The organism is Marivita lacus, from assembly GCF_014637725.1.
GTDB lineage: Bacteria > Pseudomonadota > Alphaproteobacteria > Rhodobacterales > Rhodobacteraceae > Marivita > Marivita lacus.
Genome location: NZ_BMFC01000004.1, coordinates 105,256 through 130,526 on the forward strand (window position 1 = coordinate 105,256; position 25,271 = coordinate 130,526).

22 protein-coding genes are annotated in these 25,271 nt (G+C 63.7%); 13 read left to right on the forward strand and 9 right to left on the reverse strand.

Translation table 11 applies throughout. The features are described from left to right. The first annotated feature begins 26 nt into the window (after positions 1–26). The 5 genes from IEV82_RS10355 (at position 27) to glmM (ending at position 6,861) form a co-directional block, all read left to right on the forward strand. A complete protein-coding gene (locus IEV82_RS10355) occupies positions 27–2,606 on the forward strand; it encodes a putative PEP-binding protein (protein WP_188481957.1) in 2,580 nt (859 codons plus the stop codon). 185 nt (positions 2,607–2,791) lie between these two features. Continuing rightward, positions 2,792–3,424 carry a cell wall hydrolase gene (locus tag IEV82_RS10360; protein WP_188481958.1) on the forward strand — a complete coding sequence of 211 codons (633 nt, stop codon included), beginning with the start codon at positions 2,792–2,794 and terminating at the stop codon, positions 3,422–3,424. Positions 3,425–3,542: 118 nt separating this feature from the next. Further along, complete coding sequence (locus IEV82_RS10365) at positions 3,543–4,469, forward strand: dihydroneopterin aldolase (RefSeq protein ID WP_188481959.1); 927 nt, start codon at positions 3,543–3,545, stop codon at positions 4,467–4,469. Positions 4,470–4,508: 39 nt separating this feature from the next. Beyond that, positions 4,509–5,528 carry a dihydropteroate synthase gene (folP, locus tag IEV82_RS10370; RefSeq protein WP_188481960.1) on the forward strand — a complete coding sequence of 340 codons (1,020 nt, stop codon included), beginning with the start codon at positions 4,509–4,511 and terminating at the stop codon, positions 5,526–5,528. Beyond that, on the forward strand, positions 5,518–6,861 hold the full coding sequence (glmM, locus tag IEV82_RS10375) for a phosphoglucosamine mutase (protein WP_188481961.1): 1,344 nt from the start codon (positions 5,518–5,520) through the stop codon (positions 6,859–6,861). Before folP ends, glmM begins: the two co-directional genes overlap by 11 nt. A 9-nt stretch (positions 6,862–6,870) precedes the next feature. Here the strand turns inward: glmM and IEV82_RS10380 are convergent, their stop codons facing one another. Together IEV82_RS10380 and proS are read right to left on the reverse strand one after the other, a co-directional pair. Then, the gene (locus tag IEV82_RS10380) at positions 6,871–7,809 is read right to left on the reverse strand and encodes a serine hydrolase domain-containing protein (RefSeq protein ID WP_188481962.1); all 939 of its coding nucleotides are present in this window, start codon (positions 7,807–7,809) and stop codon (positions 6,871–6,873) included. Between the two features lie 49 nt (positions 7,810–7,858). Then, positions 7,859–9,202: a proline--tRNA ligase gene (proS, locus tag IEV82_RS10385; protein ID WP_188481963.1), complete on the reverse strand. Its 1,344-nt coding sequence runs from the start codon at positions 9,200–9,202 to the stop codon at positions 7,859–7,861. Between the two features lie 234 nt (positions 9,203–9,436). Here proS and IEV82_RS10390 point away from each other — a divergent pair, with 234 nt between their 5' ends. The 5 genes from IEV82_RS10390 to IEV82_RS10410 all read left to right on the forward strand — a co-directional run bounded on the left by IEV82_RS10390 (position 9,437) and on the right by IEV82_RS10410 (position 16,096). Then, complete coding sequence (locus tag IEV82_RS10390) at positions 9,437–10,909, forward strand: sensor histidine kinase (protein ID WP_188481964.1); 1,473 nt, start codon at positions 9,437–9,439, stop codon at positions 10,907–10,909. 57 nt (positions 10,910–10,966) lie between these two features. Next, positions 10,967–11,917, forward strand: coding sequence for an ADP-ribosylglycohydrolase family protein (locus IEV82_RS10395; RefSeq protein WP_188481965.1), 951 nt, complete (start codon positions 10,967–10,969; stop codon positions 11,915–11,917). A gap of 167 nt (positions 11,918–12,084) precedes the next feature. Continuing rightward, on the forward strand, positions 12,085–13,152 hold the full coding sequence (locus tag IEV82_RS10400; protein WP_188481966.1) for an AI-2E family transporter: 1,068 nt from the start codon (positions 12,085–12,087) through the stop codon (positions 13,150–13,152). After that, a complete protein-coding gene (locus tag IEV82_RS10405) occupies positions 13,153–13,848 on the forward strand; it encodes a P-loop NTPase family protein (RefSeq protein WP_188481967.1) in 696 nt (231 codons plus the stop codon). It abuts the gene before it with no gap. Between the two features lie 67 nt (positions 13,849–13,915). Next, positions 13,916–16,096, forward strand: coding sequence for an RNA degradosome polyphosphate kinase (locus IEV82_RS10410; protein WP_188481968.1), 2,181 nt, complete (start codon positions 13,916–13,918; stop codon positions 16,094–16,096). 3 nt (positions 16,097–16,099) lie between these two features. On the opposite strand, the gene IEV82_RS10415 is transcribed toward IEV82_RS10410, so the two are convergent. Next, positions 16,100–17,017 (reverse strand): ketopantoate reductase family protein, encoded by a 918-nt coding sequence (locus tag IEV82_RS10415; RefSeq protein WP_188481969.1) that lies wholly within the window; start codon positions 17,015–17,017, stop codon positions 16,100–16,102. Positions 17,018–17,205: 188 nt separating this feature from the next. Here IEV82_RS10415 and IEV82_RS10420 point away from each other — a divergent pair, with 188 nt between their 5' ends. After that, positions 17,206–18,753, forward strand: a complete 1,548-nt coding sequence (locus tag IEV82_RS10420; protein ID WP_188481970.1) for a Ppx/GppA family phosphatase — start codon at positions 17,206–17,208, stop codon at positions 18,751–18,753. A gap of 51 nt (positions 18,754–18,804) precedes the next feature. On the opposite strand, the gene IEV82_RS10425 is transcribed toward IEV82_RS10420, so the two are convergent. Then, the gene (locus IEV82_RS10425; protein ID WP_188481971.1) at positions 18,805–20,103 is read right to left on the reverse strand and encodes a DUF3422 family protein; all 1,299 of its coding nucleotides are present in this window, start codon (positions 20,101–20,103) and stop codon (positions 18,805–18,807) included. 24 nt (positions 20,104–20,127) lie between these two features. Continuing rightward, positions 20,128–20,331: a hypothetical protein gene (locus IEV82_RS10430; protein WP_188481972.1), complete on the reverse strand. Its 204-nt coding sequence runs from the start codon at positions 20,329–20,331 to the stop codon at positions 20,128–20,130. A gap of 59 nt (positions 20,332–20,390) precedes the next feature. Here IEV82_RS10430 and IEV82_RS10435 point away from each other — a divergent pair, with 59 nt between their 5' ends. Together IEV82_RS10435 and IEV82_RS10440 are read left to right on the forward strand one after the other, a co-directional pair. Beyond that, positions 20,391–20,936 carry a flavodoxin domain-containing protein gene (locus IEV82_RS10435; protein ID WP_188481973.1) on the forward strand — a complete coding sequence of 182 codons (546 nt, stop codon included), beginning with the start codon at positions 20,391–20,393 and terminating at the stop codon, positions 20,934–20,936. Positions 20,937–21,008: 72 nt separating this feature from the next. After that, positions 21,009–21,212 (forward strand): YgaP family membrane protein, encoded by a 204-nt coding sequence (locus tag IEV82_RS10440; protein WP_188481974.1) that lies wholly within the window; start codon positions 21,009–21,011, stop codon positions 21,210–21,212. A gap of 82 nt (positions 21,213–21,294) precedes the next feature. Here IEV82_RS10440 and IEV82_RS10445 read toward each other — a convergent pair whose 3' ends face one another. The 4 genes from IEV82_RS10445 to IEV82_RS10460 form a co-directional block, all read right to left on the reverse strand. Then, a complete protein-coding gene (locus IEV82_RS10445) occupies positions 21,295–22,791 on the reverse strand; it encodes an NAD(P)(+) transhydrogenase (Re/Si-specific) subunit beta (protein ID WP_188481975.1) in 1,497 nt (498 codons plus the stop codon). 13 nt (positions 22,792–22,804) lie between these two features. Continuing rightward, on the reverse strand, positions 22,805–24,376 hold the full coding sequence (locus IEV82_RS10450) for a Re/Si-specific NAD(P)(+) transhydrogenase subunit alpha (RefSeq protein WP_188481976.1): 1,572 nt from the start codon (positions 24,374–24,376) through the stop codon (positions 22,805–22,807). A 137-nt stretch (positions 24,377–24,513) separates the two neighbouring features. Then, positions 24,514–24,966: a methyltransferase family protein gene (locus IEV82_RS10455; RefSeq protein WP_188481977.1), complete on the reverse strand. Its 453-nt coding sequence runs from the start codon at positions 24,964–24,966 to the stop codon at positions 24,514–24,516. Positions 24,967–25,045: 79 nt separating this feature from the next. Then, on the reverse strand, positions 25,046–25,243 hold the full coding sequence (locus IEV82_RS10460; protein ID WP_188481978.1) for a hypothetical protein: 198 nt from the start codon (positions 25,241–25,243) through the stop codon (positions 25,046–25,048). Positions 25,244–25,271: the final 28 nt, after the last annotated feature.

The following is a 25,271-nucleotide window of genomic DNA, read 5'->3' on the forward strand; positions in this document are numbered from 1 at the left end:
CCCTTGTCAGGTCGCGCGACCATCGTATGCTGCATCCAATTTCAAGAGGTGCTGCAGTGCAGAAACCAAGTCCTGACAACCCGGATGTGACGCTGATCACGCCGACATCGCCCATGTCGACGCCCACCCATGGCGGGCGGGCGAAGTGTTTGCAGCGCCTTGTGCGGCTTGATCTGCCAGTGCCGCGCACCGTCGCGCTGTCCTTCGGCGCGGTGCATCAGATCGCGTCGGGCTATCGCCCGGATGTGTCTGGAATCCTTGCGGAATTCGATCCGAACGCCCTGCTCTGCGTGCGCCCCTCCTCGGAGGACCCCGACTGGGGTGGTCCGGGTGCAGTGCTCAATATCGGGATGAACGACGCGCGCTATTCCGACATGTGCGACCAGATCGGCAAGGCAGCCGCGACCGAGATCTACTACCGGTTCGTGCTCAATTACGCGATCGACGTGGCGCGGCTCGATGCAGATGCCTTTGACGAGATCGACGGCGAAGGCCATGACGCGCTGGTTGCCGCACTTGAGCTGTACGAGGAAGAGGCGGAAGAGCCGTTCCCGCAGGAACCGGCGGTGCAATTGGCGGAAATCCTGCGGTCGATGGCGCGGGCCTGGGAAGGCACGACCGCCCGGCTCTTGCGGCAGGCCAAGGGCGCGCCGGTGGATGCGGGGCTGGGCCTTGTGGTGCAGGAAATGGCGCTGGGTCTGGGCAGCGGTGAATGTGGATCGGGTGTGCTGCAACTGGCCAACTCGTTCACCGGGCTGCCGCAGGTCACCGGTCGCTACCTGAGCCAGAGCCAGGGGCGCGAGGCGCTCGATGGCGGTGCTGCGTCGATTTTCCTCGAGAAGGACCCGCGCGGCCCGTCGTTGGAAGAATTGGCGCCCGAAGCCTTTGCCGCGCTCAAGGCACATGCGGCGCTGATGCGGGCGCGGCTGCGCGAGGAAATGCAGATCGAGTTCACCATCGAGAACGGCAATCTGCACATTCTTGACGGCGTGCGTGTCGAACGCAGCGCACGGGCGGCGTTGCGCATTGTCGTACGGCTGGCCGAGGACGGGATCATCACCCGGCAAGACGCGTTGATGCGGATCGAACCGCGCGCCTTGTCGGAACTGTTGCACCGGCAGGTGGCGACGGGCGCCAAGCGCGATGTGTTGGGCACGGGCATTGCAGCAAGTCCCGGTGCTGCAACGGGCCGGATCGTGTTTTCGTCAGAGGCGGCCCAGGCCAGTGCCGCCCGCGGAGAGCCTTGTGTATTGGTGCGGCGCGAGACCAGCCCCGAGGACATCCGCGGCATGCATGTCGCGTCGGCGGTGCTGACCGAACGCGGTGGCATGACGAGCCATGCAGCGGTGATCGGGCGTGGTCTGGGCCTGCCGTGCGTCGTGGGCGCGGCGAGCATCCGGTTCCAGGTCAAGCGCAAGTCGATGGTCGCGGTTGATGGTCGGGTGTTCAAGGAAGGTGACGAGATCACCGTCGATGGCACCAATGGCCAAATCCTTGCCGGATCGGTCGATATGATCGAGGCGACGCTGGACGAGACCTTTCGCACCTTCATGAGCTGGGCCGATGCCGAGCGCGATATCGGCGTGCGCGCCAATGCCGACACGCCTGCCGATGCCAAGACCGCGCTGCATTTCCGCGCGCAGGGGATCGGGCTGTGCCGGACCGAGCATATGTTCTTCGAGGCCGAGCGCCTGACGCCGATGCGCGAGATGATCTTTGCGCAGAACCCGCAGGATCGACAGGCAGCGCTGGAACTGGTGCTGCCGATGCAGCGCGCGGATTTTCTGGAACTCTTCCGCATCATGCAGGGCCACCCGGTCTGCATCCGGCTGTTCGACCCGCCGCTGCACGAATTCCTGCCCACCAGCCGCGCAGGCCAGCGCGAACTGGCCGAGGCGCTGGACATTCCCGTCAGCGACGTCACCCGTCGGATCGACAGCCTGTCGGAATACAACCCGATGCTCGGCATGCGGGGTGTACGTCTGGGGATCACGGTGCCCGAGATCTACGACATGCAGGCCCGCGCGATCTTTGAGGCGACGGTCGAGGCCGCCAGGGAAGGTATCACCATCGTCCCCGAGATCATGGTGCCGCTGGTGTCGGCCAAGCGCGAGGTCGAACTGGTGCGCGGCCGGGTCGAGGCGGTTGCGGCGGCTGTGCGTACCGAGAACAGCGCCGATTTCACCTACCGGCTGGGCGTGATGGTCGAGACCCCCCGCGCCTGCCTGCGCGCCGGCGACATTGCCGAGCACACGCATTTCCTGAGCTTCGGCACCAATGACCTCACGCAGATGACCTACGGCCTGTCGCGCGACGATGCAGGGCGGTTCATGTCGGAATATGTCCGGCAAGGCGTGTTCAGCGAAGATCCGTTTCACATCCTCGACACCGAGGGCGTGGGAGAATTGCTGCGACTTGGCGTGGTGCGCGGACGGGCGGCGCGGCCCAATGTGGTGCTGTCGATCTGCGGGGAACACGCGGCCCACACCGAATCGATTGCCTTCTGTCGCGCGGCCGGATTCGACTATGTCAGCTGCTCTCCGTTCCGGGTTCCGGTGGCACGTCTTGCCGCAGCACAGCTTGCGTTGGCCGACAAGATCGTGTAGTTTTCAGCAAAATCCGTCCCAAATATTGCAGTATTTGCTCTATGGGCAACCCACATGCACAGCGTGCATGGGCGCAAAACTTGTCTAAATCACAATAATTCGATAACAGCCCGTCGAATGCGCGGTGCTGCCTCCTTTTTGGGCATCGTATCGCCACCCACAAAACTGCGAGATCGACACTTGGCATGACGAGATTGTTTGCATTGGTTCTGGCCGCGGCCGTCCTGGCCACGCCGACATTGGCAGAGCGATCGAAGGAAGCCGCGCAAGAGCTTCTGAACAAGGAAAAGACGGTTTTGGCATCGGCGGGCCAGAACCACATGACGTCGCTGGTGACCCCCGTGTCCCGCACCTCCGCCATCTACAACGCATCCTGGCTGAACGCCCAGACCTCCGCCTCGGGCGGCGCGCAGTGGGAATGCCTTGCCGAGGCGCTTTACTTCGAGGCACGCGGCGAGACGATCCAGGGCCAGTTCGCCGTTGCCGAAGTCATCATGAACCGCGTCAAGAGCGGGCGTTTCCCCGATGACATCTGCTCTGTGATCAATCAGGGCACCGGCAAGAAATACCAGTGCCAGTTCACCTATACCTGTGACGGCATTCCCGAACGCATCCGAGAACCGCAGGCCTGGGACCGGGTCGGCAAGGTCGCCCGCGCGATTCTGGATGGCCGCGCACCGATGAACCTGACCAATGGTGCCACCCATTACCACACCACCGCCGTGCGCCCGCGCTGGTCGCGCTCCTACACCCAGACGGCCTCATACGGTGTGCATGTCTTCTACCGCCACACGTGGCGCGTCAGCTCCAACGGCTGATCCAACAGGGGCCGAGTGCTTGAGGATGTCGCGGGTGGCGCTCAAAATGCCCTTTCGCGGCATTTCCGTTTCCGCAATCCTCTGGTAGCCCGGTGCCAGCTGACAAGAGGGTTGCGCCATGAGCTCCGAGATTAGACTTGCCTTTGCGCACCCGTCCGAACGGGCCATCGCGACCGCCGATGATGGGCCGGTGGACCGCATTTCCCTGCGTGACCATATCGTCGATGTCGAGATCGGCGCCTTTCAGGCAGAGCGCGGCACACGCCAGCGCATCTGTTTCAACGTCGTGGTCGAAGTGCAGCCGATCGTCGGCCATATCGACGACGATGTGGACCGCATCCTGTCCTATGACCGGGTGACCGAAGCGATTGCGGCCGAACTTGGGGCAGAACGTCTGAACCTGCTCGAAACGCTGGCCGAACGGATTGCCGAGCGCATCCTGCTGGAGCCGCAGGCGCTGCGGGCCTTCGTGCGGATCGAAAAGCTGGATCGCGGCTCCGGCGCTCTGGGGGTCGAGATCGTGCGGTCCCGCAGTGATCTGGGCGGTGCTGCGCATGACACGAGCCAGGAACGTCCGCATCCCCGCGTGGTTTACCTGACCAACGCGGCGATCATGTCGGAACATCTGGGCGCATGGATCGACCAGCTTGGTGCTGAACGCGCGCCGCTGATCCTCTGCGTCGGACTCCCCGATGCAGCACGTGCCGAAGTGGATCAACCCATGGCGCAACGCCGGATCGACCTTCTGGCCATCGAGCAGAACGGCTGGATGCTGGCGGCGCGCGATGCCCGCTGCAAGGTGGTCGCCACGCGCACCGAACTGGACTGGGCGATGAAGAACGGTCAGGTCTGCATCTGGGCCCCGTCGAAGATCGTGCTCGATGCGGTCGAAGGCCCGGAGACCGCGATCACCGACACGGTGGCCCTGACCGGCTGGTTTGCGCAGGAAATGGAGGCCAGCGAACTCTTGATGATCGGCATCGAGGCACCGGCCCTGGGCAATGTTTCAGTTCGCAACAGCCCGATCGGCGAAAGCGTGCTCTAGACGCTTGTCAAACCGCGATTTGCGTTTCATGCACGCGCCATGACGCCCTATTTCCGCCCCCTGCCCCGATGCTCCGGCCCGCGCCCCGACGATGCGCTGTCGCTGGCCGGTGGCCCGTTCTGGTTCACCGAAGCCGTGGTCCTGCGCCGCGATGCCGACCCGCAGATCATCCCCGCCACATCGGTGCCCGACGCGGTGCTGGAGCGGCTGACCGCATCCCGCGCGCCGATGGCCGGGATCGACATGGGCGGCGTGACCTTGATGGGGATTCTCAACGTCACACCTGACAGCTTTTCCGATGGCGGCCGGTATCTTGACCCTGATGCGGCAGTGGCGCAGGCGCGGCGCATGGCGGCCGAGGGGGCCGGGATCATCGACATCGGTGGCGAAAGCACCCGACCGGGGGCCGAGACCGTGCCGGTGGACGAGGAAATCCGCCGGGTCGCCGGGCCGATTGCCGCCATCTCGGCCCAACTGGACGTGCCCATCTCCATCGACACGCGCAAGGCCGCGGTGGCCCGCGCGGCTTTGGATGCGGGTGCGTCGCTGGTCAATGACGTGGCTGGGTTCACGTACGACCCCGCCCTCGCGCCACTCTGTGCCGCGCGCACCGTGCCAGTCTGCGTGATGCATGCACAAGGCGACCCACAGACGATGCAGCACGCGCCGCGCTACGATGATGTGCGGCTTGATGTGTATGATTTCCTGTCCGACCGGGTCGAGGCACTGGTGGCCCAAGGGATCGCGCGGGATCAGATCATGGTCGATCCCGGCATCGGGTTCGGCAAGACGCTGCATCACAACCTCGCCCTGCTGCGCGACATCGCGCTGTTTCATGGGCTGGGCTGCCCGATCCTGCTGGGCGCGTCGCGCAAGAAGTTCATCGGTACGATTTCCGAGGCTGGCACCGCAGACACACGTGTCGCGGGTTCTGTGGCGGTGGCCTTGCATGGAGCGGCGCAGGGTGTGCAAGTCATACGGGTACATGATGTGGCGGAAACACGTCAGGCGCTGTCGCTCTGGCGTGCAATCGAATGGGGTTTCAACGATGGCGCGTAAGCTTTTTGGCACGGACGGGGTGCGGGGAACCGCGAACATCCATCCGATGACGGCGGACATGGCGCTGCGGATCGGTGCAGCGGTCGGGCGACATTTCCGGCAGGATTCCAAGGGTGTGCACCGCGTGGTGATCGGCAAGGACACACGGCAGTCGGGCTACATGTTCGAAAACGCGCTGACCGCCGGGCTGACATCGACCGGCATGAACGTGCTGCTTCTGGGTCCGGTGCCGACACCGGCTGTGGGATTGCTGACCCCGTCGATGCGCGCCGATCTGGGCATCATGATCTCCGCCAGCCACAACCCGGCAGCCGATAACGGGATCAAGTTCTTCGGGCCCGACGGGTTCAAGCTGTCGGATGCCGACGAGGCCGAGATCGAGGCACTGATCGAGACCGGGGTGGAACCGGCGCAGGCCGACAACATCGGCCGCGCGAAACGCATCGACGACGGGCGGTTCCGCTACCAGGAGCGGGTCAAGTCGACCTTTCCGGCGGGCATGCGTCTTGACGGGTTGAAGGTCGTGCTGGATTGCGCGAACGGGGCTGCCTACAAGGCCGCGCCCGAAGTGCTGTGGGAGCTGGGCGCCGAGGTGATCCCGCTCGGCGTGAGCCCGAACGGCAGCAACATCAACGAAGGCTGCGGATCGACCCATCCGCAACTGGCCGCTGCCGCCGTGGTGGCGCATGGCGCTGATGTGGGCATCTGCCTGGATGGCGACGCCGACCGGGTCATCCTGATCGACGAGACCGGGCAAGTGGCTGATGGCGACCAGATCATGGCCCTGATGGCCGCCCGCTGGGCCGAGGAAGACCGCCTGCGCGACGGTGTGCTGGTGGCCACCGTCATGTCCAATCTGGGGCTGGAGCGGTTTCTCGACGGGCGCGGGCTGCGGCTCGAACGCACCGGCGTCGGCGACCGTTACGTGGTCGAGGCGATGCGCCGCGGCGGCTGGAACCTGGGCGGCGAACAGTCGGGGCATATCGTGATGACGGATTATGCCACCACCGGCGACGGGCTTATGGCTGGGCTGCAATTTCTGGGCGAGATGTGCCGCACCGGCCAACCGGCCAGCGCGCTGGCGCACAGTTTCGTCCCAGTGCCGCAACTGCTCAAGAACGTGCGTTATGACCCGTCCGTGGCCCCGCTTGAGGTGGGATCGGTGAAAACCGCCATCGCCGATGCCGAGGCGCGGCTGAACGGCAAGGGACGACTCCTGATCCGCAAGTCGGGGACCGAGCCGTTGATCCGGGTGATGGCGGAATGCGAGGACGAGGCGCTGCTGCTCGAGGTGGTGGACGGCATCGTGGCCGAGGTCGCCGCGTCGGTCTGATCCTGCACCTCAGCGGTTGCGCAAAAGCTCCGCAAGACCGTCGGACAACGCATGGAACCGCGCCGGATCGGCCACAGGCACGTCATAGCCCATCGCCGCCACCGTCCCGAACGGATAGACCACCGCAAACGCCCCTGTCTTTGGGCCGAACGGGATCGCGATCGCCCCGGCATGGGACATCCGAAAACCACCCTCCCCGGCGACATAGTTCATCCCCAGCCCGTAATAACTGCCCTGCGCGCGCTCGATATGCGGCAGCGCCAGCGGATCACGCCCGACCCGCCCCTCCGGACCGAACCAGTGCCAGAGCAGCGCGGCATGATCCGCCATCGACATGCGCCACCCACCCCATCCGGCAAACCCGCCAAAGCGCGGCGACACTGCGCCGGAGACACCGGCCGGGTCGAGAACCCGCCTGCGACAGGTGTCTTCGTAAGGCTGCCCGGTCGCCACTTCGATGATGCGGCCCAGCAGCGCGTAATTCTCGTTGTTATACGCAAATTCGCCCCGCGAGCCCTTCTGGCGGCTGCGGTTCAGCACGATGTCAGTGACATGTTCGTGGCGCGGCTCATCTTCGTTGAGCCAGAACCCCATGCGCCACTGCGTGGAATCCGGGGCGATCCCGGCGCTGTGGGTGACCAGATCCGCAAGAGTGGCAGGCGGCGCATCCTCGCCAAGCACCTCGACCAGCGTGGTGTCCCAGCTCAGAGCCCCCGCATCGACAAGGCTCAGGATACAAAGCGCGGTGATCGCTTTCGAGTTGGAGGCAAGGTCAAACGGCGCGTCTGCATTGCTGGTCGCGTCGGGTGCGCCATCGGCAAGGATCGCGATCGCGGTCTGCTCGGCGCCTTCGTCTCGCGCCCAGTCCTCGAACAGGGCGATCGGATCAGCGGCCGCGACATGCGCGGCCGAAGAGAGGCCAAAGAAAAGTGCCAGAAGGCGGTTCATGCCCTCTGGCTAGCAAATCGCAAAGGTTCCGCGCAAGGGCAGCCCGGCGTCAGGCGACCGCCTTGCCGTAGATCGCGGCGACCTTGGCGATGGCCTGTTCCGGCGGCAGTTCCTCGCTTTCGCCCGTGCGACGCGAGGTGAGTTCGACAACCCCGTTCTTGAGCCCGCGCGGACCGACGGTGATGCGCCACGGCAGGCCGATCAGGTCCATCGTGGCAAATTTGCCACCTGCCCGTTCGTTTCGGTCGTCGTAAAGCGGCTCGAGACCCAAGGCGGTCAGGCTGGCATGAAGCGCATCACAGGCCGCGTCCGCCTCTGCGTCGCCCTGCTTGAGGTTGACGATTCCGCAATGGAACGGGGTCACGCCTTCGGGCCAGATGATGCCGTTATCGTCATGGCTGGCCTCGATGATCGCGCCCAGAAGGCGGCTGACGCCGATGCCGTGGCTGCCCATGTGCACCGGCACCTTGTTGCCTTCAGAGTCGGCCACGGTCGCGCCCATTGCGTCGGAATACTTGGTGCCGAAATAGAAGATCTGACCCACCTCGATGCCGCGCGCGGTGCGGCGGCGCTCTTCGGGGACCTTGGCGAACTCGGCCTCGTCATGGGTTTCATCCGTGCGGGCATAGCGCGAGGTGAATTCCTCGAGCACCGCCTGGCACTGGGCCTTGTCGTCATAGTCGATGGCGCGGTCACCAAATTTCAGATCGGTGATCTGGGCATCATAGAACACCTCGGATTCGCCGGTTTCGGCGAGCACGAGGAATTCATGGGTGTCATCGCCACCGATGGGACCGCTGTCCGCACGCATCGGGATCGCCTGAAGGCCCATGCGCTCATACGTGCGCAGGTAGCTGACCAGATGGCGGTTGTAGGCGTGCAGCGCGTCTTCCTTGGTCAGGTCGAAATTGTAGCCGTCCTTCATCAGGAACTCGCGACCCCGCATCACGCCAAAGCGCGGGCGGATCTCGTCACGGAATTTCCACTGGATGTGGTAAAGCGTCAGCGGCAGGTCCTTGTAGCTGCCGACATGGCTGCGGAAGATATCGGTGATCAGCTCTTCATTGGTGGGACCATAGAGCATATCGCGCCCGTGGCGGTCGGTGATGCGCAGCATTTCCTGGCCGTAATCGTCATAGCGCCCGGATTCGCGCCAAAGATCGGCCGATTGCAGCGTCGGCATCAGCATCGGGATGTGACCCGCGCGAATTTGCTCCTCGTGCACGATCTGTTCGATGTTGCGCAGCACCTTGTAACCCAGCGGCAGCCAGGAATAGATACCCGCGCTGGCCTGCTTGATCATGCCGGCGCGCAGCATCAGCCGGTGGCTGACGATCTGGGCCTCGGAGGGGGTCTCTTTCAGAACGGGCAGGAAATAGCGGGACAGGCGCATCTTGGTTCTCACATATGGCGTTTGCGCTGTCCTAGCCGGTTGCACCGCCCCGGACAAGGGCGGCGCGGTGGGATGTGGCGGGACTAGCGGGTCGTCTGCATGGGACCGGCACGGACGCAGCACGATACGGATGCACTCCGTGCAATCCTCCGCTCAAAGGGACTGGCAGGTGTGGACTTTGCCTCCGAATTCGCTCTACCTAGGGTCGAAACGGATTTCAGAGTGTGGCACGACATGACCAGTGACATTCAGGTGTCCGAACGGCCAGAGACCCTTGTCGAGATACTTTCCCTCGGGTTCGACGCAGTGCCCTTTGCTGCACTGTTCTACCTCCCCGATGACACGCTGACCCTGCTGTGGCGCAATGCGGCGCATGAGGTCATGTCTGACTCGGTTGGGGTTTCGGTTGCAGGACAGGGCATGTTCGAGGCCTTCCCCCCCAGCACCGAGGCCGATGGCGCGGATGCGGTGAACTTCATCCGCGAGGCCACCGACGCCATCCTGCGCACGGGCGAGCCGCAGGAGGTGGGACCGGCGCGGTTCGACCTCCTGAACGACGACGGCGTCTATGTCGAACACCATTGGCAGATGCATTTCGCGCCGGTGCGCAAGGAGGGTCGGATCATCGCGATCCTGCAGACCGCGCGCGATGTCACCGAAGCCACCCTGACCGCGCGGCTGGCCCAGAGCCACCGGCGGGCTGCGGCGTCGACCGCGTCGGTGGCCTATTTCAGCTATGATCCCAAAACCGACCTCTTCCTGCGCCACGAGGCGATCGACGCAATGTTCGGCTATGCTCCGGGCGAAGCGGGTCCCCTTGGCGAACCGTTCTTCGCGCGCGTCCACCCCGACGATGTCGACGCGGTCCATGCCGAGGTGGCGCGGGTGCTGGCTGCCCCTTTGGGCGAGGCGGCGTCGTTCGACTACCGTGTGCCGCTGCCGACCGGCGAAGAGCGGTTCATCCGCATTCGCGGCGAGATGGCCACCGATCCGGTGGACCGGCGCGCGAAACTGGTCGGCACCTTTGTCGACCTGACGGATATCGAGACCGCGCGCCGCGACTTGGAACAGGCGGTGAAGGTGCGCGAGGCGCTGGTGGTCGAAGCCAATCACCGGATCAAGAACAGCCTTCAGATCGCGGTGTCGCTGCTGCGCCTTCAGTCCAGCAAGCTGATGGTGGCGGGTGGACCTGCTGCCGAAGCGGCGCGCGAGGCGCTGCGGGCGGTGGAATCGCGTGTCCTTGCGGTGGCGGACGTCCATGCGGCGATCCAGATCGACGACGACGTGGCGCAGATCGACCTCGTGACCCTGTTCGACCGGCTGGTGCTCTCGACCCGCAAGAGCGCCGAACTGTCCCCTGCGGCGATGGTGTTCACCCATCCCGGTGACGCGATCCGGCTCAAGAGTGACCACGCCATGGCGCTGAGCCTGATGCTCAACGAATTGCTGACCAACGCGATCAAGTACGGCGCTCCGAGCGAGGACTCGCCGGTGACGCTGGAGGTGGAGGTCATGCACGGCGATGCGCTGCAGATCACCGTGTCCAATGCCGACCTGAACGCGACGTTCCCCGATAGGGACAGCCCGGCGTCGGGAACAGGCGAACGGCTGGTGCAGCAGTTTGCCACCCAACTCGACGCAGACGTGACCCGCGAGAGGGACGGCACACGGGTGGTGGCCCGTGTCAGGGTACCCCTCGGGGCATAGCTCGCCGTTGGAACCGGGCTCTCCGGTGCCACGTTGTGATGATCCAGGAGATCAAAGATGACCAAGACACCGACCTCTGCCCTGCTGCTGGGCGCGCTGGTGGCGGATGCCGCCAGCCTTGGACTGCATTGGCTGTATGATCCCGACCGGATCGCCAAGATCGCCGCCGAGCGCAATGGCTCCGCCGCCTTTGCCCCGGTGAACCCCGCCTTTTTCGACGGCGCGAAGGGTTATTTTGCCCATGGCGCGCGGCAGGCCGGGATGCTGACGCAATATGGCGAGGCGCTCTACCTAACCATGCGCTGCATGATCGACAGTGGCGGGACCTTCGACGCCGACGCACAGCGCAGCGCCTTTGCCGCGCATTTCGGCGCGGGCGGTGCCTATACCGGCTATATCGACCGTCCGACGCGGGGCGCGCTGGAGCGGATCGCCAACGAAAAACTGCCCTCGGGGATCGACGACGATCAGAACCCGGCGCTGACCCGCCTGCCCGCCATTGTCGCGACCAGCCACGGCGCGCCGGAATTACTCCAGACCGCCACAGAAGCGATGCAGATCACCAATGTGAACGAGGTGGCCGAGGCGTATAACGCTGTTTTCGCCGACCTGCTGCGCCGTGTGGTGACGGGAACGCCAGTGCAGGACGCTCTCGACGCCGCCGCCGACACCGCCAGTGGCGACGTGCGGGACGCGCTGAAGGATGCGCTGACCACCTCCGAGACCGACACGACCGTTTACGCGGGCGAGGTTGGGCGCGCCTGCCATCTGCCCACGGCGGGCCCGGTGATGTTCCATGTGCTGCGCCATAGCACCAGCTACACCGACGCGGTGGAGCGCAACATCCTCGCAGCCGGAGACAGCGCCGGGCGCTCCCTGATGATCGGCGCGGCACTGGGCGCGGCCCACGGGGTCGCAACGCCAAAGGGCATCCCGCTGGCCTGGATTCTGGAATTGAGCGACGGTGCCGCGATCTGGAAGGCCTGCCGTACGTTGGGCACTGCCTGAGCGCAGTCTGAAAACGCTTGGACCTCAAGACACACTTCAGGCCAGGGTGGCGGATTTTGCGTCGTCGCAAAATCGCGATGCGACGACGCATCATGGCCGGTGCGCCTTCCTCTTGAAACCCCGCAACGGACAGGCGATGTAGGGTCAAGATCACAGGGGCGCATGACATGGCACTTCCCGCGCGGGAACAGGTGAAATATTGGGGCATTGCCGCTGCAGTCCTTGTGGTGGTGCTCTGGTTCCTTGGCGACGTCCTTCTGCCCTTCGTGCTGGGCGGCGCGATTGCCTATTTCCTCGATCCGGTTGCCGACCGTCTGGAACGTCTTGGCTTCAGCCGTGTCATGGCCACTGCGGTTATCACCATTTTTGGGATCGTGGCCTTCGTGGTGCTGCTTCTGCTGGTGATCCCGTCGCTGATCGATCAGGCGCTGGATCTCTTTGACGTGGCACCTACCCTCTTTGGCAATCTGCGGGATTTCCTGATCGAACGGTTTCCTGAAATCATGGACACCGGAAGCCCGCTGCGGCAATCGCTGATCACGGTCGGCGAGACCATACAGTCGCGCGGCGGCGAATTGCTGAACACCGTGCTCAGTTCGGCGGCCGGGATCATCAACATCATCATGCTCTTCGTGATCGTGCCGGTTGTGGCGGTCTATCTGCTGCTGGACTGGGACAACATGGTCGCCCGCGTCGACGAGCTGCTGCCGCGTGATCATGCGCCCACCATCCGCAAGCTGGCCGCCGATATCGACAAGACGCTGGCCAGCTTCATCCGCGGCATGGGCACGGTCTGCATCATCCTCGGCACCTATTACGCCGTGGCGCTGATGGTGATCGGGCTGCAATTCGGTCTCGTGGTCGGGTTCGTCGCGGGGCTTGTGACCTTCATCCCCTACCTGGGCGCGCTGATCGGCGGGGCGCTGGCCATCGGGCTGGCGCTGTTCCAGTTCTGGGGCGACTGGCTGACCATCGGACTTGTGGCGGGCGTGTTCGTTCTGGGTCAGGTGATCGAAGGCAATGTGCTCACGCCCAAGCTGGTGGGATCCTCGGTGGGGCTGCACCCCGTTTGGCTCATCCTCGCGCTGTCAATCTTCGGCACATTGTTCGGCTTTGTCGGCATGCTTGTCGCGGTGCCGGTCGCCGCGTCGATCGGCGTGGTCACCCGCTTTGCGGCAGACCGATATCTTCACAGCCGCCTCTACCGCGGTCTGAGCGACCGGGACACGGAATAGATGGCCCTTCAGATGAAATTCGACATTCCGGCGCGCACCGCGCTGGGGCGCGGGGACTTTTATGTTACCCACAGCAATGCCGTGGCGCTGGGGCTGGTGGACACATGGCCAAACTGGCCCAACAGCAAGATGGTACTGGTCGGCCCTCACGGGTCCGGCAAGACGCATCTTGCGCATGTCTGGTGCACCGACACCGGAGCGCAGATCATCGCGGCACAGGATATCGCCTCTGCGGACGTGCCGTCCCTGGCCGAGAGTCCGATCTGCGTCGAGGACGTGGAACAGATCGCGGGCGACACCGCTGCCGAAGAGGCGCTGTTCCACCTGCACAACCTGTTGCTGGCCAATGGCCATTCGATGCTGCTGACCGCCCCCCGGCCCCCGTCGGCATGGGCGATCCGCCTGCCCGATCTGGCCAGCCGCATGGAGGGCACGACAGTGGCAAAGATGGCCACGCCGGACGATATCCTGCTGTCAGCCGTTCTGGCCAAGCTGTTCGCCGACCGCCAGATCGTGCCGATGCCGGATGTGATTCCCTATCTCGTGCGCTGGATGCCGCGAACTTTCGAGGCGGCAGGTCAGGTCGTTGCGCATCTGGACACCGAGGCACTGGGAACCCCCAAGGGTGTGACGCGCATGCTGGCCCGGACAGCGCTGGCCGACCTTGAATTCCACGAAGAAACGGCGTCAAACTAGTGGTTTAGGGTGATGCCCCGAGGCAAGGTGTCACCAAACTGTCACGCGCCACCGCTAAAGGACCCCCATGAACAGCGCCGATTTCCTCAACGCCCCCCTGCCCGACCCGACGGTTCTTGCCGATCTGGACATGACCGGCCCCGGTCGTTTCTTCAACCGCGAGATGTCGTGGCTGGGCTTCAACTGGCGTGTACTTGAAGAGGCCGAGAATCCGCGCGTGCCTCTGCTCGAACGGCTGCGTTTCGTCTCGATCTCGGCTGCCAATCTTGACGAATTCTACACCGTGCGCGTGGCCGGTCTGCGCGAACTGGCGCAGGCGGGCAACGTGACACCCGCCGATGACGGTCTGACCCCGGCGGAACAGCTGGTGCTGATCAACGAGGACGCGCGCAAGCTGATGGCGTCGCAGCAGCGCGTGCTGGCCGATCTGCGCAGCAAGATGGAGGCCGAGGGCATTTCCATCGTCTCGCGGGAGGGGCTGAGCGACCCGGATCTGGCCTACCTCGAAGACGTATTCCTGAATCAGGTCTTCCCGGTCCTGTCGCCGCTGGCCATCGACCCGGCCCACCCGTTCCCGTTCATCGCCAACAACGGCTATTGCCTCGCCCTTCAGCTGGAGCGGCGCAAGGACCGGACCGGGTTGCAGGCGCTCTTGCCGATCCCGGCTCAGGTCGCGCGTTTCGTGGCGCTGCCACCCGAAGACGGCGCGCGCCGGTTCCTGTTTCTCGAAGACGTGCTGCTCTTGCATTTCGACCGGCTGTTTCCCGGCTACAAGCTGCGCGACCATTTCGGCTTCCGGGTGCTGCGCGACAGCGATATCGAGGTCGAGGAAGAGGCCGAAGACCTCGTGCGCGAATTCGAAGTTGCGCTGAAGCGGCGCCGCCGGGGTGAAGTCGTGCGTCTGACCATCACCAGTGGAGCGCCCGATGCCCTGCGCGGGACCGTGATGCGCGAATTGCGGGTGCGCGAAGACGATGTGATCGAACTGAACGGCATGATCGGTGCCGCCGATCTCAAGGAACTGGTGCTCGACAGCCGTCCTGACCTGCTCTGGCCCCTATTCACGCCGCGCGTGCCCGAACGGGTGCAGGATTTCGACGGCGACATGTTCGAAGCGATCAAGCAGAAGGACATGCTGCTGCACCACCCCTACGAGACCTTCGATATGGTGGTGCGGTTCCTGTCGCAGGCCGCCCGCGACCCCGATGTGGTGGCGATCAAGCAAACGCTCTACCGCACCTCGCGCCAGTCGCCCATCGTGGCCGCTCTGTGCGAAGCCGCCGAGGATGGCAAATCCGTCACCGCGCTGGTCGAGCTGAAGGCCCGTTTTGACGAGGCCGCCAATATCCGCCAGTCGCGCAGGCTGGAACGGGCGGGCGCGCATGTGGTTTACGGGTTCCTGGACTGGAAAACCCACGCCAAGATCTCGGTCGTGGTGCGCCGCGAAGGTGAAAAGCTGGTCACCTATACCCATTACGGCACCGGCAACTACCACCCGATCACCGCAACCATCTACACCGATCTGAGCTTTTTCACCTGTGACGCAGCCCTCGGGCGCGATGCGACCAAGGTGTTCAACTACCTCTCGGGCTATGCGCTGCCGGACGGGCTGGAAAACCTCAGCATCTCGCCGCATTCGCTCAAGCCCAAGATGCTCGAAATGATCGCCGCAGAGGCCGCCCACGCCCGCGCGGGCAAACCGGCTCAGATCTGGATCAAGATGAATTCGCTGATCGAGCCCGACATGATCGACGCGCTCTATGCAGCCAGTCAGGCCGGGGTGAAGATCGACTGCATCATCCGCGGCATCTGCGGCGTGCGTCCGGGCGTCAAGGGACTGAGCGAGAACATCCGCGTCAAATCCATCGTCGGGCGGTTCCTCGAACATTCGCGCATCGCGTGCTTCGGCAATGGCTACGGGCTGCCGCACAAGAAATCACGGGTCTTCATGTCCTCGGCGGACTGGATGGGCCGCAACCTGACCCGCCGCGTGGAAACGCTGGTCGAGATCGAGAACGCAACCGTCAAGGCGCAGATCGTCAGCCAGATCATGGCCGCCAACCTCGCCGACGTGGCGCAAAGCTGGGTGATGCAGCCCGATGGCCGGTTTGTCCGCGCCACATGGGACGAGGGCGATTTCGCCTTCAACTGCCACCGCTTCTTCATGGAGAACCCGTCGCTGTCGGGCCGCGGATCGGCAGGCGCATCAGACGTGCCCAAGCTGACGCACACCGAGGACCAGGGCTGAAGATCAACGCCCCTGTTTGTGGGGCAAGAGGATCGCATAAAGCGCGGCATTGACAGGGGCATCGACACCCGCCTGTGCCGCCAGCCGTGCTGCCGCCCCCGACACCCAGTCGATCTCGAGCGGGCGACCATGTTCGATGTCGATCGCCGTCGAGGCCCGACCTTGCGCCGGGAAGGACAGCATGCTGGCCCAGACCTGCTCTTCGATGTCGTCATCCAGCGCCACGCCGAGCGCCCGGCCGATCCCGGCAGTCTCTGACAGCGCGCGTTTGAACAGCGCCTCCAGTTCGGGCGTGTCGCGCAGCTCCCCCACCGTGCAGCGCCCAGCCGCCGTCACACCGGACAGCGCTGAAAACAGAACGAATTTCGACCACAGCTCCTTGACGACATCGTCGGTCTGGGGCGCGGAAGACCCCGCATCGTTGATCGCCGCACGCAGCGCGTCGACCCGTGCAGACGGGCGGCTGTCGCGTTCGGCAAAGATGAAGGAATGGAACGCGCCGGTCTGGGTGATGACACCGGGGGTGAAAATGGTGGTCGAGACCCGCGCCACGCCATTGCCGACATTGTGCTCCGGCAGGATGCGGATCAGCCGGTCGGACGCTTCGACCCCGTTCAGGAACGGCACCACGAGGGTCTCCGGCCCGAGCATCGGCAGACAGGCCCGCGCCGCGTCTTCAAGCGCATCGCCCTTGACGCCAAAGAGGACGGCATCAACGGGGCCCACGTCTTCGGGCCGGTCGGTGGCGATGTCGGGATGGGCGGTCTCGGACCCCGTAGCACTGTCCAGCCGCAGACCATTTTCGCGGATCGCGGCAAGATGCGCCCCCCGCGCGATCGTCGCGACGCTGTGACCTGCAAGGGCCAGCTTGACGGCCAGAAACCCGCCTATCCCGCCCGTGGCCATGGTGGCAATACGCATCCGGTCCTCCTTGCGACACCCTCGTTTCACACGCCCCAGCATGGCGCATAATCATTTGCTCGGAAAGGCTTTGATTGCCCCTACGTCCCATCGCTTTGCCCCTGAGAAAGCCAAGATCACGCATCGAGTTTTCTTGACCTTCCGCCCCCTCTTTGACACGGTGCCCGCGACCTTGACCGGGAGGCCCCATGGACGGAACCATCGACTCCGATCACGACCCGTCCGCCCCGTTCGGGCGCCCCCTGTTCGCCGATCCGCAGGCGCGTGCATTGTCGCGGGTGGGGGTGATCGACATCGGGTCGAACTCGGTGCGGCTCGTGGTGTTCGACGGTGCGGCGCGGTCTCCAGCCTATTTCTACAACGAAAAACTGATGTGCGCCCTGGGCGCCGGCATGTCCGAAACCGGGCGCCTGAACCCCGAAGGGCGCCACCGCGCCTTGCAGGCGCTCAAGCGGTTTCAGGCCTTGGCCCAAGGCATGAACCTGCCGCCGCTCAGCGTCGTGGCGACGGCGGCAGTGCGCGAGGCCGAGGACGGGCCCGACTTTCTGGAAGACGTGCTGCGGGAAACCGGCTTGCGGATCTGGGTGATCGGTGGCGACGAAGAGGCGCGGCTTTCGGCACAGGGCGTGCTGCTGGGCTGGCCGGGCAGCTACGGGCTGGTCTGCGACATCGGCGGGTCGTCGATGGAACTGGCCGAGATCTCGGGGGGCCGTGTCGGACGCCGGATCAGCTCCAACCTCGGGCCGCTCAAGCTGCGCGACCTCAAGGGCGGTCAGAAAGGTCGTGACCAGTACATCAAGGACGTGATGGCCAAACTGGCCACCCATATGGGACCACAGCGCGACCGGCTGTTCCTTGTCGGCGGATCCTGGCGCGCGATTGCGCGGATCGACATGCACCGGCGGAACTACCCGCTGCACGTGCTGCACGAATACCGGATGGACAAGAAAGCGGTGAACCAGACCGTGAAGTTCATCAAATCCTGCGATCTGGAAGAACTGCGTCAGGCCTGCGGCGTGTCCAACGCGCGCATGGAACTGGTGCCCTACGCGGTCGACGTTCTCAAGCGGCTGGTGCAGACGTTCAAACCCAAGGACATCGCGATCTCCAGCTATGGCATCCGCGAGGGGCTGCTTTACGAACAGATGCCGCAGGAACTGCGCGACCGCGATCCGCTGATCGAGGCCTGCCGCTTTGCCGAAGCCAAGGATGCGCGCCTGCCGGGGTTCGGCAAGAAACTGTTCCGCTTTGTCACGCCGCTGTTCTCCGGTGCGGACCCGGCGCGGATGCGGCTGATCAAGGCCGCCTGCCTGCTGCATGACGTGAGCTGGCGCGCCCATCCCGATTACCGTGCGGAGACCTGTTTCGACAACGCCACACGCGCCAATCTCGGCGGGCTCAAGCATGCCGAACGCGTGTTCCTCGGGCTGGCCCTGCTGCACCGCTACAAGAACAAGCGCGAAGGCACGCGGTTCGAGGAACTGGAGGGGCTGCTTTCCGAACGGGCGACCCAAGAGGCCGAAGTGCTGGGCAAGGCGCTGCGGTTCGGGTCGATGCTGTGGATGTCGGATGCCAGCGCGGACGGCACCGCGCTTGAATGGCGGCCGCGCAAGAAATTGCTGCGGCTCAAGCTGACACGCGCCTCGGCCCCGCTGTATGGCGAAGTGGCCGAGGCCCGGTTTCTGTCTCTGGCCACTTCGCTTGGCGCGCAGACCGAGGTCGTGCATCAGCGCTAGTCAAGGCGTCCATTGACGGAAACGACCCATGAATTTGCCGATTGGCAAAGATCAGAGATCCGGTCCGCCCTGTTCGACCACGCGACGGATGCGACGCACGGCAAACCAGACGAGCAGCACCACGGGCACCGTCGCCACGGCCGTCACCGCCCCCTTGGTGATGCCAAGCAGATCGGCAACCGGGTAAAGCAGGTATCCCGCCAGCGACACGGCGTAATAGCTGATCGCCACCACAGACAGACCTTCGACGGTCTTTTGCAGACGCAGCTGCATGTCAGCGCGCTGGTTCATGCTTTCGAGCAGTTGCTGGTTCTGCGCCGAGCGCGCCACCTCGACCCGCGTGCGCAGCAGGTCACCGGCGCGCACCGCCCGCGCGGCCATCGCCGACAGGCGCCGTTCAGCGGATTTCACCGTGCGCATTGCCGGATCGTAGCGGCGCGTCATGAATTCGGCAAAGGTCTGACGGCCCTGAAACCGCTCTTCGCGCAACACCGACACACGCTGTTCGACAATGGCTTCGTAGGCGCCGGTCGCGCCAAAACGGAACGAGGTCTGCGCAGACAGGCTTTCCAGCTCGGCCGACACCGACAGAAGCGATTTCAGACGGTCCTCTTCCTGCCCGTCGCCATGGGTCATCGCCGCCATCAAGCGGTTCAGTTCATTGTCGATCTCGCCCATCCGCGAGCCCATTTCGCGCACGCGGGTGAAGCCCAGCATGGACATGGTCTTGTAGGTCTCGATCTCGCAGAGCCGTTGCACGATGCGCCCCACGCGACGGCGGCCGATACCTTTGCTGACGAAGCAGCCAAAGCGCAGATGACCCGCCGGATCGATGCGGAAATCCCCCGCCACGATGGCGTCGTCATCGAGCACGCGGCTGACCGCGAGGCTTTCGGGGACGAACCAGTCGGACAGGTTTTGCGAAATCGTCGCCTCGTCCGGACGGTCCTCGACACGGATCAGCGCCGAGGTGATACGCACGCCGGGGGCCGAGGCCAGCCACGGTTCGGGAAACACGTCCATATCCGCCGGATCGAAGGGCCGGTCGGACATGCCGTTGATAAACACCGTATAGGTCACGAATTCGGTGTGCTGTTCCCATTTCAGCGTGTGCTGGCCGATCTGGCCGGAAAAATGCGTGGCACCCGGCTGCGGATGTGTGGTGCCGTAGCGATCCAGCAGCGCCTTGAGGTGGTCAAGATCCAGCGTCTTGTCCCGCGCAGCCGCCGCCTTGGGCTTTTTCAGCGCAAGATACACCGCGCGACAGGGCGCTTCGAGCGACGGGAACGGTCGGGCGTGGAGTTCGTTCGAAAGCGCATAGCGCAGCGGATGATCTTCGATGGGTGCCATGGGTCGGTCTTTCAGATTTTGGATTCACTTAGGCCTGACATTTCGCCAAGTAAAGAAAATTTCCTGAATTTTCAGTATTTTACCAGTATTCAACAGTATGCATTGCGCCACCTGCCGCAGCGCTGCGCAGGATGCCCGCGCAACAGGCGGGATGGAAAACACTTCCAGTTCAATGATCTGAAACAGTTTTTGCGCTGTATCAACGCGCGCTGTTTCGGGGTGGCCCATGATCGCTGCGTCCAGCGGGGTGTTTCTGCTGTGACACATCGGCAGCAACGGAGCGGATCATGAAACTGTTCATCGGCTATGCAAGTTCGGAAGGGCAAACGCGCAAGATCGCGCGGCACATCGCGGATCGCCTTGTCGATCAGGGCCACAGCGTCGAGTTAAGCGCTCTTGGCGAGGCGGGACCCGTCGATCTGGCGAGGTTCGACCGGGCCGTTCTGGGCGGATCGCTGCATGCCGGGCAGTACCAGAGGGTGCTGTCGGAGTTCGCGGCAGACCATGCAGAAGCGCTCAACACCATGCCGACGCTGATGCTGTCAGTGTCACTTGCGGCAGCCGGTCATGACGCCGAAGATTGGCGCGGGCTGGACCACATCCTGTCAGATTTCACCAAGGCGACGGGTTGGACCCCCGGCAAGGTGGTGCAGGTGGCAGGAGCGTATACGCCCGCGCAATACGACGTGTTCCGCCGCTTCATCATGCGCCGCATCATCGCCGCAAAGGACCCGGAGGCCGATCCGGGGCACGCCATCGAATATACCGACTGGGACGCGCTTGATGCAAAGATGGACGCCTGGATTGGGGATTTCGAAGAAAAGCTGGGCTGACCGCAAAAAATCCTTGTCAGGCCGGCTTTGGCGGAGGTTCATAGCTGGCATTGAAAAAACGGAGGATTATCCATGACCGTCGAACGCTCAATTCTTCTGATTGTTGGTATCATCGTTCTGGGCAGCGCGTTGCTTGCCGCGTTTCACAGCCCGAACTGGCTTTGGCTCACCGGGATCATGGGGGCGCATCTGATCCAGGCCTCCTTCACCGGCATGTGCCCGGTCGTCATGACGCTCAAGAAACTGGGGTTGCCGACAAAGCCCGGTTTTACCTAGTCACGTCACAATAAGCGGCCATGTAGCCCCGGAATGAAAAGGCCCCGCCAAGGACGGGGCCTTTCTTGTTTTCGGATCGAGATCAGCTGATGCGCGTCAGCAGATCCTCGAGCGACTTCTTGGCGTCCCCGTAGAACATCCGCGTGTTGTCCTTGAAGAACAGCGGGTTCTCGATGCCCGAATAGCCGGTACCCTGCCCGCGCTTGGACACGAAGACCTGCTTGGCCTTCCAGCATTCCAGAACCGGCATGCCGGCGATGGGGCTGTTGGGGTCGTCCTGAGCGGCCGGGTTCACGATGTCGTTCGAGCCGATGACGATGGCGACATCCGTGTTCGGGAAGTCGTCGTTGATCTCGTCCATCTCGAGCACGATGTCGTAGGGCACCTTGGCCTCGGCCAGAAGCACGTTCATGTGACCGGGCAGACGCCCGGCAACCGGGTGGATCGCAAAGCGCACGGACTTGCCCTTGGCGCGCAGGCGGCGGGTCAGTTCGGCCACGTTCTGCTGCGCCTGTGCCACCGCCATGCCGTAGCCCGGAATGATGATGACGCTGTCCGCCTCATCCAGAGCGTTGGCAACGCCGTCTGCGTCGATGGCGATCTGTTCGCCTTCCACGGCCATCTGCTCGCCTGCCGGGCCACCGAAGCCGCCCAGGATCACGCTGATGAACGACCGGTTCATCGCCTTGCACATGATGTAGGACAGGATCGCACCGGACGAACCGACAAGCGCGCCGACCACGATCAACAGGTCATTGCCAAGGCTGAAGCCGATGGCCGCAGCCGCCCAGCCGGAATAGCTATTGAGCATGGAGACCACGACCGGCATGTCGGCCCCGCCGATGCCCATGATCAGGTGGTAGCCGATGAACAGCGCCAGCACGGTCAGCAGAACCAGTGTCCAGCTTCCTGCACCGCCCAGATACATCGCCGCCAGCAGCAGCGACAGGGCCGCCGCACCGGCATTGAGCATGTGACCGCCCGGCAGCTTGTTCGCGCCGGTGTCGACCTTGCCCGCCAGCTTGCCATAGGCGATGACCGAGCCCGTGAAGGTCACGGCACCGATCCAGATGCCAAGCACCAGTTCGACCTTGAGGATGTTGATCTCGACCGATGTTTTCTTGGCGATCAGTTGGCCAAAGGACGACAGACCGTCATAGACCTCTTTCGGCAGGCCAATGGCGCTGTAGCCGTCGTCTGAAACGGCACCCATGACAAGGTTGTTGGCCTCGTAGATCGCCGCAATGTCGTTGATCATGATGTCGGCGTTGAAGCCCACGAATACCGCCGCAAGACCGACGAGGCTGTGCATGATGGCGACAAGCTCGGGCATCTGGGTCATCTGAACGCGCGTGGCCAGTTGATAGCCGACGCCCGCACCCAGTGCGATCAGCACGAGAGAGGCGACGAACAGCCCCTGCCCCGGTCCGATCAATGTGCCGACAATAGCGATGGCCATGCCGACAATGCCGTACCAGACCGCGCGCTTGGCGCTTTCCTGACCGCTCAGACCGCCCAGCGACAGGATGAAGAGAACCGCTGCGACCGCATAGGCCGCGATGGTGAATCCGTATTCCATGGTGCCTGCCCTCTTAGGATTTCTGGAACATGGCGAGCATGCGCCGTGTCACGAGGAAGCCGCCGAAAATGTTGATCGAGGCCATGAAGATACCCAGCGCCGCCAGAAGCGTGATCAGCATCGAACTGGACCCGATCTGGATCAGCGCGCCGAGGATCACGATGGACGAGATCGCGTTGGTGACGGCCATCAGCGGTGTGTGCAGCGAATGCGCCACATTCCAGATCACCTGGAAGCCGATGAAGACCGACAGCAGGAACACGATGAAGTGCTGCATGAAACTGGCAGGAGCAACCAGACCGACCGCCAGAACCAGAGCGGCCCCGATGCCCAGCAGGGTGACCTGCTGCTTGGTCTGCGCCTTGAACGCCGCCACTTCGTTGGCGCGCTTTTCCTCGGGCGTCAGTTCCTTGACCTTTTCCTTGGGCTTGGCGGCAATCGCGTTCACCTTTGGCGGGGGTGGCGGGAAGGTCACGGCCTTTTCATGCGCGATGGTCGCGCCACGGATCACGTCGTCTTCCATGTTGTGCACGACCTTGCCGTCTTTTCCCGGCGTCAGGTCGGTCAGCATGTGACGGATGTTGGTGGCGTAGAGGTTGGACGACTGCGTGGCCATCCGCGACGGGAAGTCGGTGTAGCCGATGATCGTGACACCGTTGTCGGTGACGATCTTCTCGTCCATCACGGTCAGCTTGCAGTTGCCGCCCTTTTCGGCAGCAAGGTCGATGATCACCGATCCGGGCTTCATCGCCTCGACCATGTCCTTGGTCCAAAGCTCGGGCGCTTCGCGGTTCGGGATCAGCGCCGTGGTGATCACGATGTCGATATCGGGGGCCAGTTCGCGGAACTTGGCAAGCTGGGCTGCGGTGAATTCCGGTGAGGACACAGAGGCATAACCGCCGGTCTTGGCACCGTCCTGCTGCTCTTCCTCGAAATCGAGGAAGACGAATTCCGCGCCCATGCTCTCGACCTGCTCGGCCACTTCGGGGCGCACATCGAAGGCGTAGGTGATCGCACCAAGAGAAGTCGATGTGCCGATGGCGGCAAGACCCGCCACACCGGCACCGACCACCAGAACCTTGGCCGGGGGCACCTTGCCCGCAGCGGTGATCTGACCGGTGAAGAAGCGGCCAAAATTGTTGCCCGCCTCGATCACGGCGCGGTAGCCCGCGATATTCGCCATGGACGACAGCGCATCCATCTTCTGGGCGCGGGAAATGCGCGGCACCATGTCCATCGCGATGACCGATGTGCCCTGATCGGCCGCCATCTTCATCAGCGTTTCGTTCTGTGCGGGCCAGAAGAACGAGATCAGCAACTGGCCGTCCCGCGATTTCTTCAGTTCGGCTTCGGTCGGCGGGCGCACCTTGGCGACCACGTCTGCCGCTTTCCAGAGGGCTTCGGCGGTTTTGACAACCTCGACGCCGGCTTCTGTGTAAGTGGCGTCATTGTAACCTGCCGCGTCGCCTGCGCCGCTTTCGATGATGCAGTCATACCCAAGCTTTTGCAGCTGGCGGGCGGAATCCGGGGTCATGGCAACGCGCGCCTCACCCTTCATCACTTCCTTTGGCGTCCCGATTTTCACCTGAGCCGTCCCCCTTATGGTTCGTTCCGAAGTGCCGTAGCGGCATGTTTACCGGCGATGGGTCTACAATGCTGACCTAAAGCGCACAATGCTCCCCCACCGCGAAACGCTGATCTAGAACAGATGGGCACGATGGGCTAGAGCCAACGTCGCGTTTGTTTCTCGTATCTTGCATAATTCGCACGAAAATTTCGCCTCAACCGCTTTTCCTCGGCAAGAATGAAGTGTTTCTCGATCCACCATACAAAGACCGGGATCAATGGGAGCGATAACACCGCATCCCAATAAAGGATCAGTCCCGTAAGGATCAGCGAATCAGCGAGATAGATGGGATTGCGCGAGCGTTTGAAGATGCCACTGGTCACCAGCGCATCGGGGGTTTCATGCGGCATGACCGTCGTGCGGTGGCGACGCATCTCGTAGACCGCGAGCGCGGCCATAACCAGCCCCGCCCCTACCAGAAGCCCACCCGCAAGGTCGGCCCAGACCGGGCCGAAACTCAGCCCGTATGCAAAATGGGTCTTTTGCAGCCAGGCCGCGACAAGTGTCGCGGCAAGCCAGACCGGGGGGATATCGACATATTTCATCATGCGCCGGACATAGCAAAGCCCTTTCCCCTGCGCGAGATGGATCAGATGGACAAAAGGCCGCTTTGGCGCGGCCCCTGGATCACATCTTGACGCAGCCGAGGATCTCGTTCTTGGGGATACGCGCCACCATCACGCCGCCCTCGACGCGCTTGACGTGAAATCCGTACCCGCGCATGCGGAATTTCCATTCGGCATCCGACAGTGTTTTCTGACGCTCCGCCACGAGAAAGTGGCGCAAGGCACCAAGATCGGCGCTGGTATAGGTTTCGGCAAACATGGGTGTCTCCTCGTATGTGAACCACCCT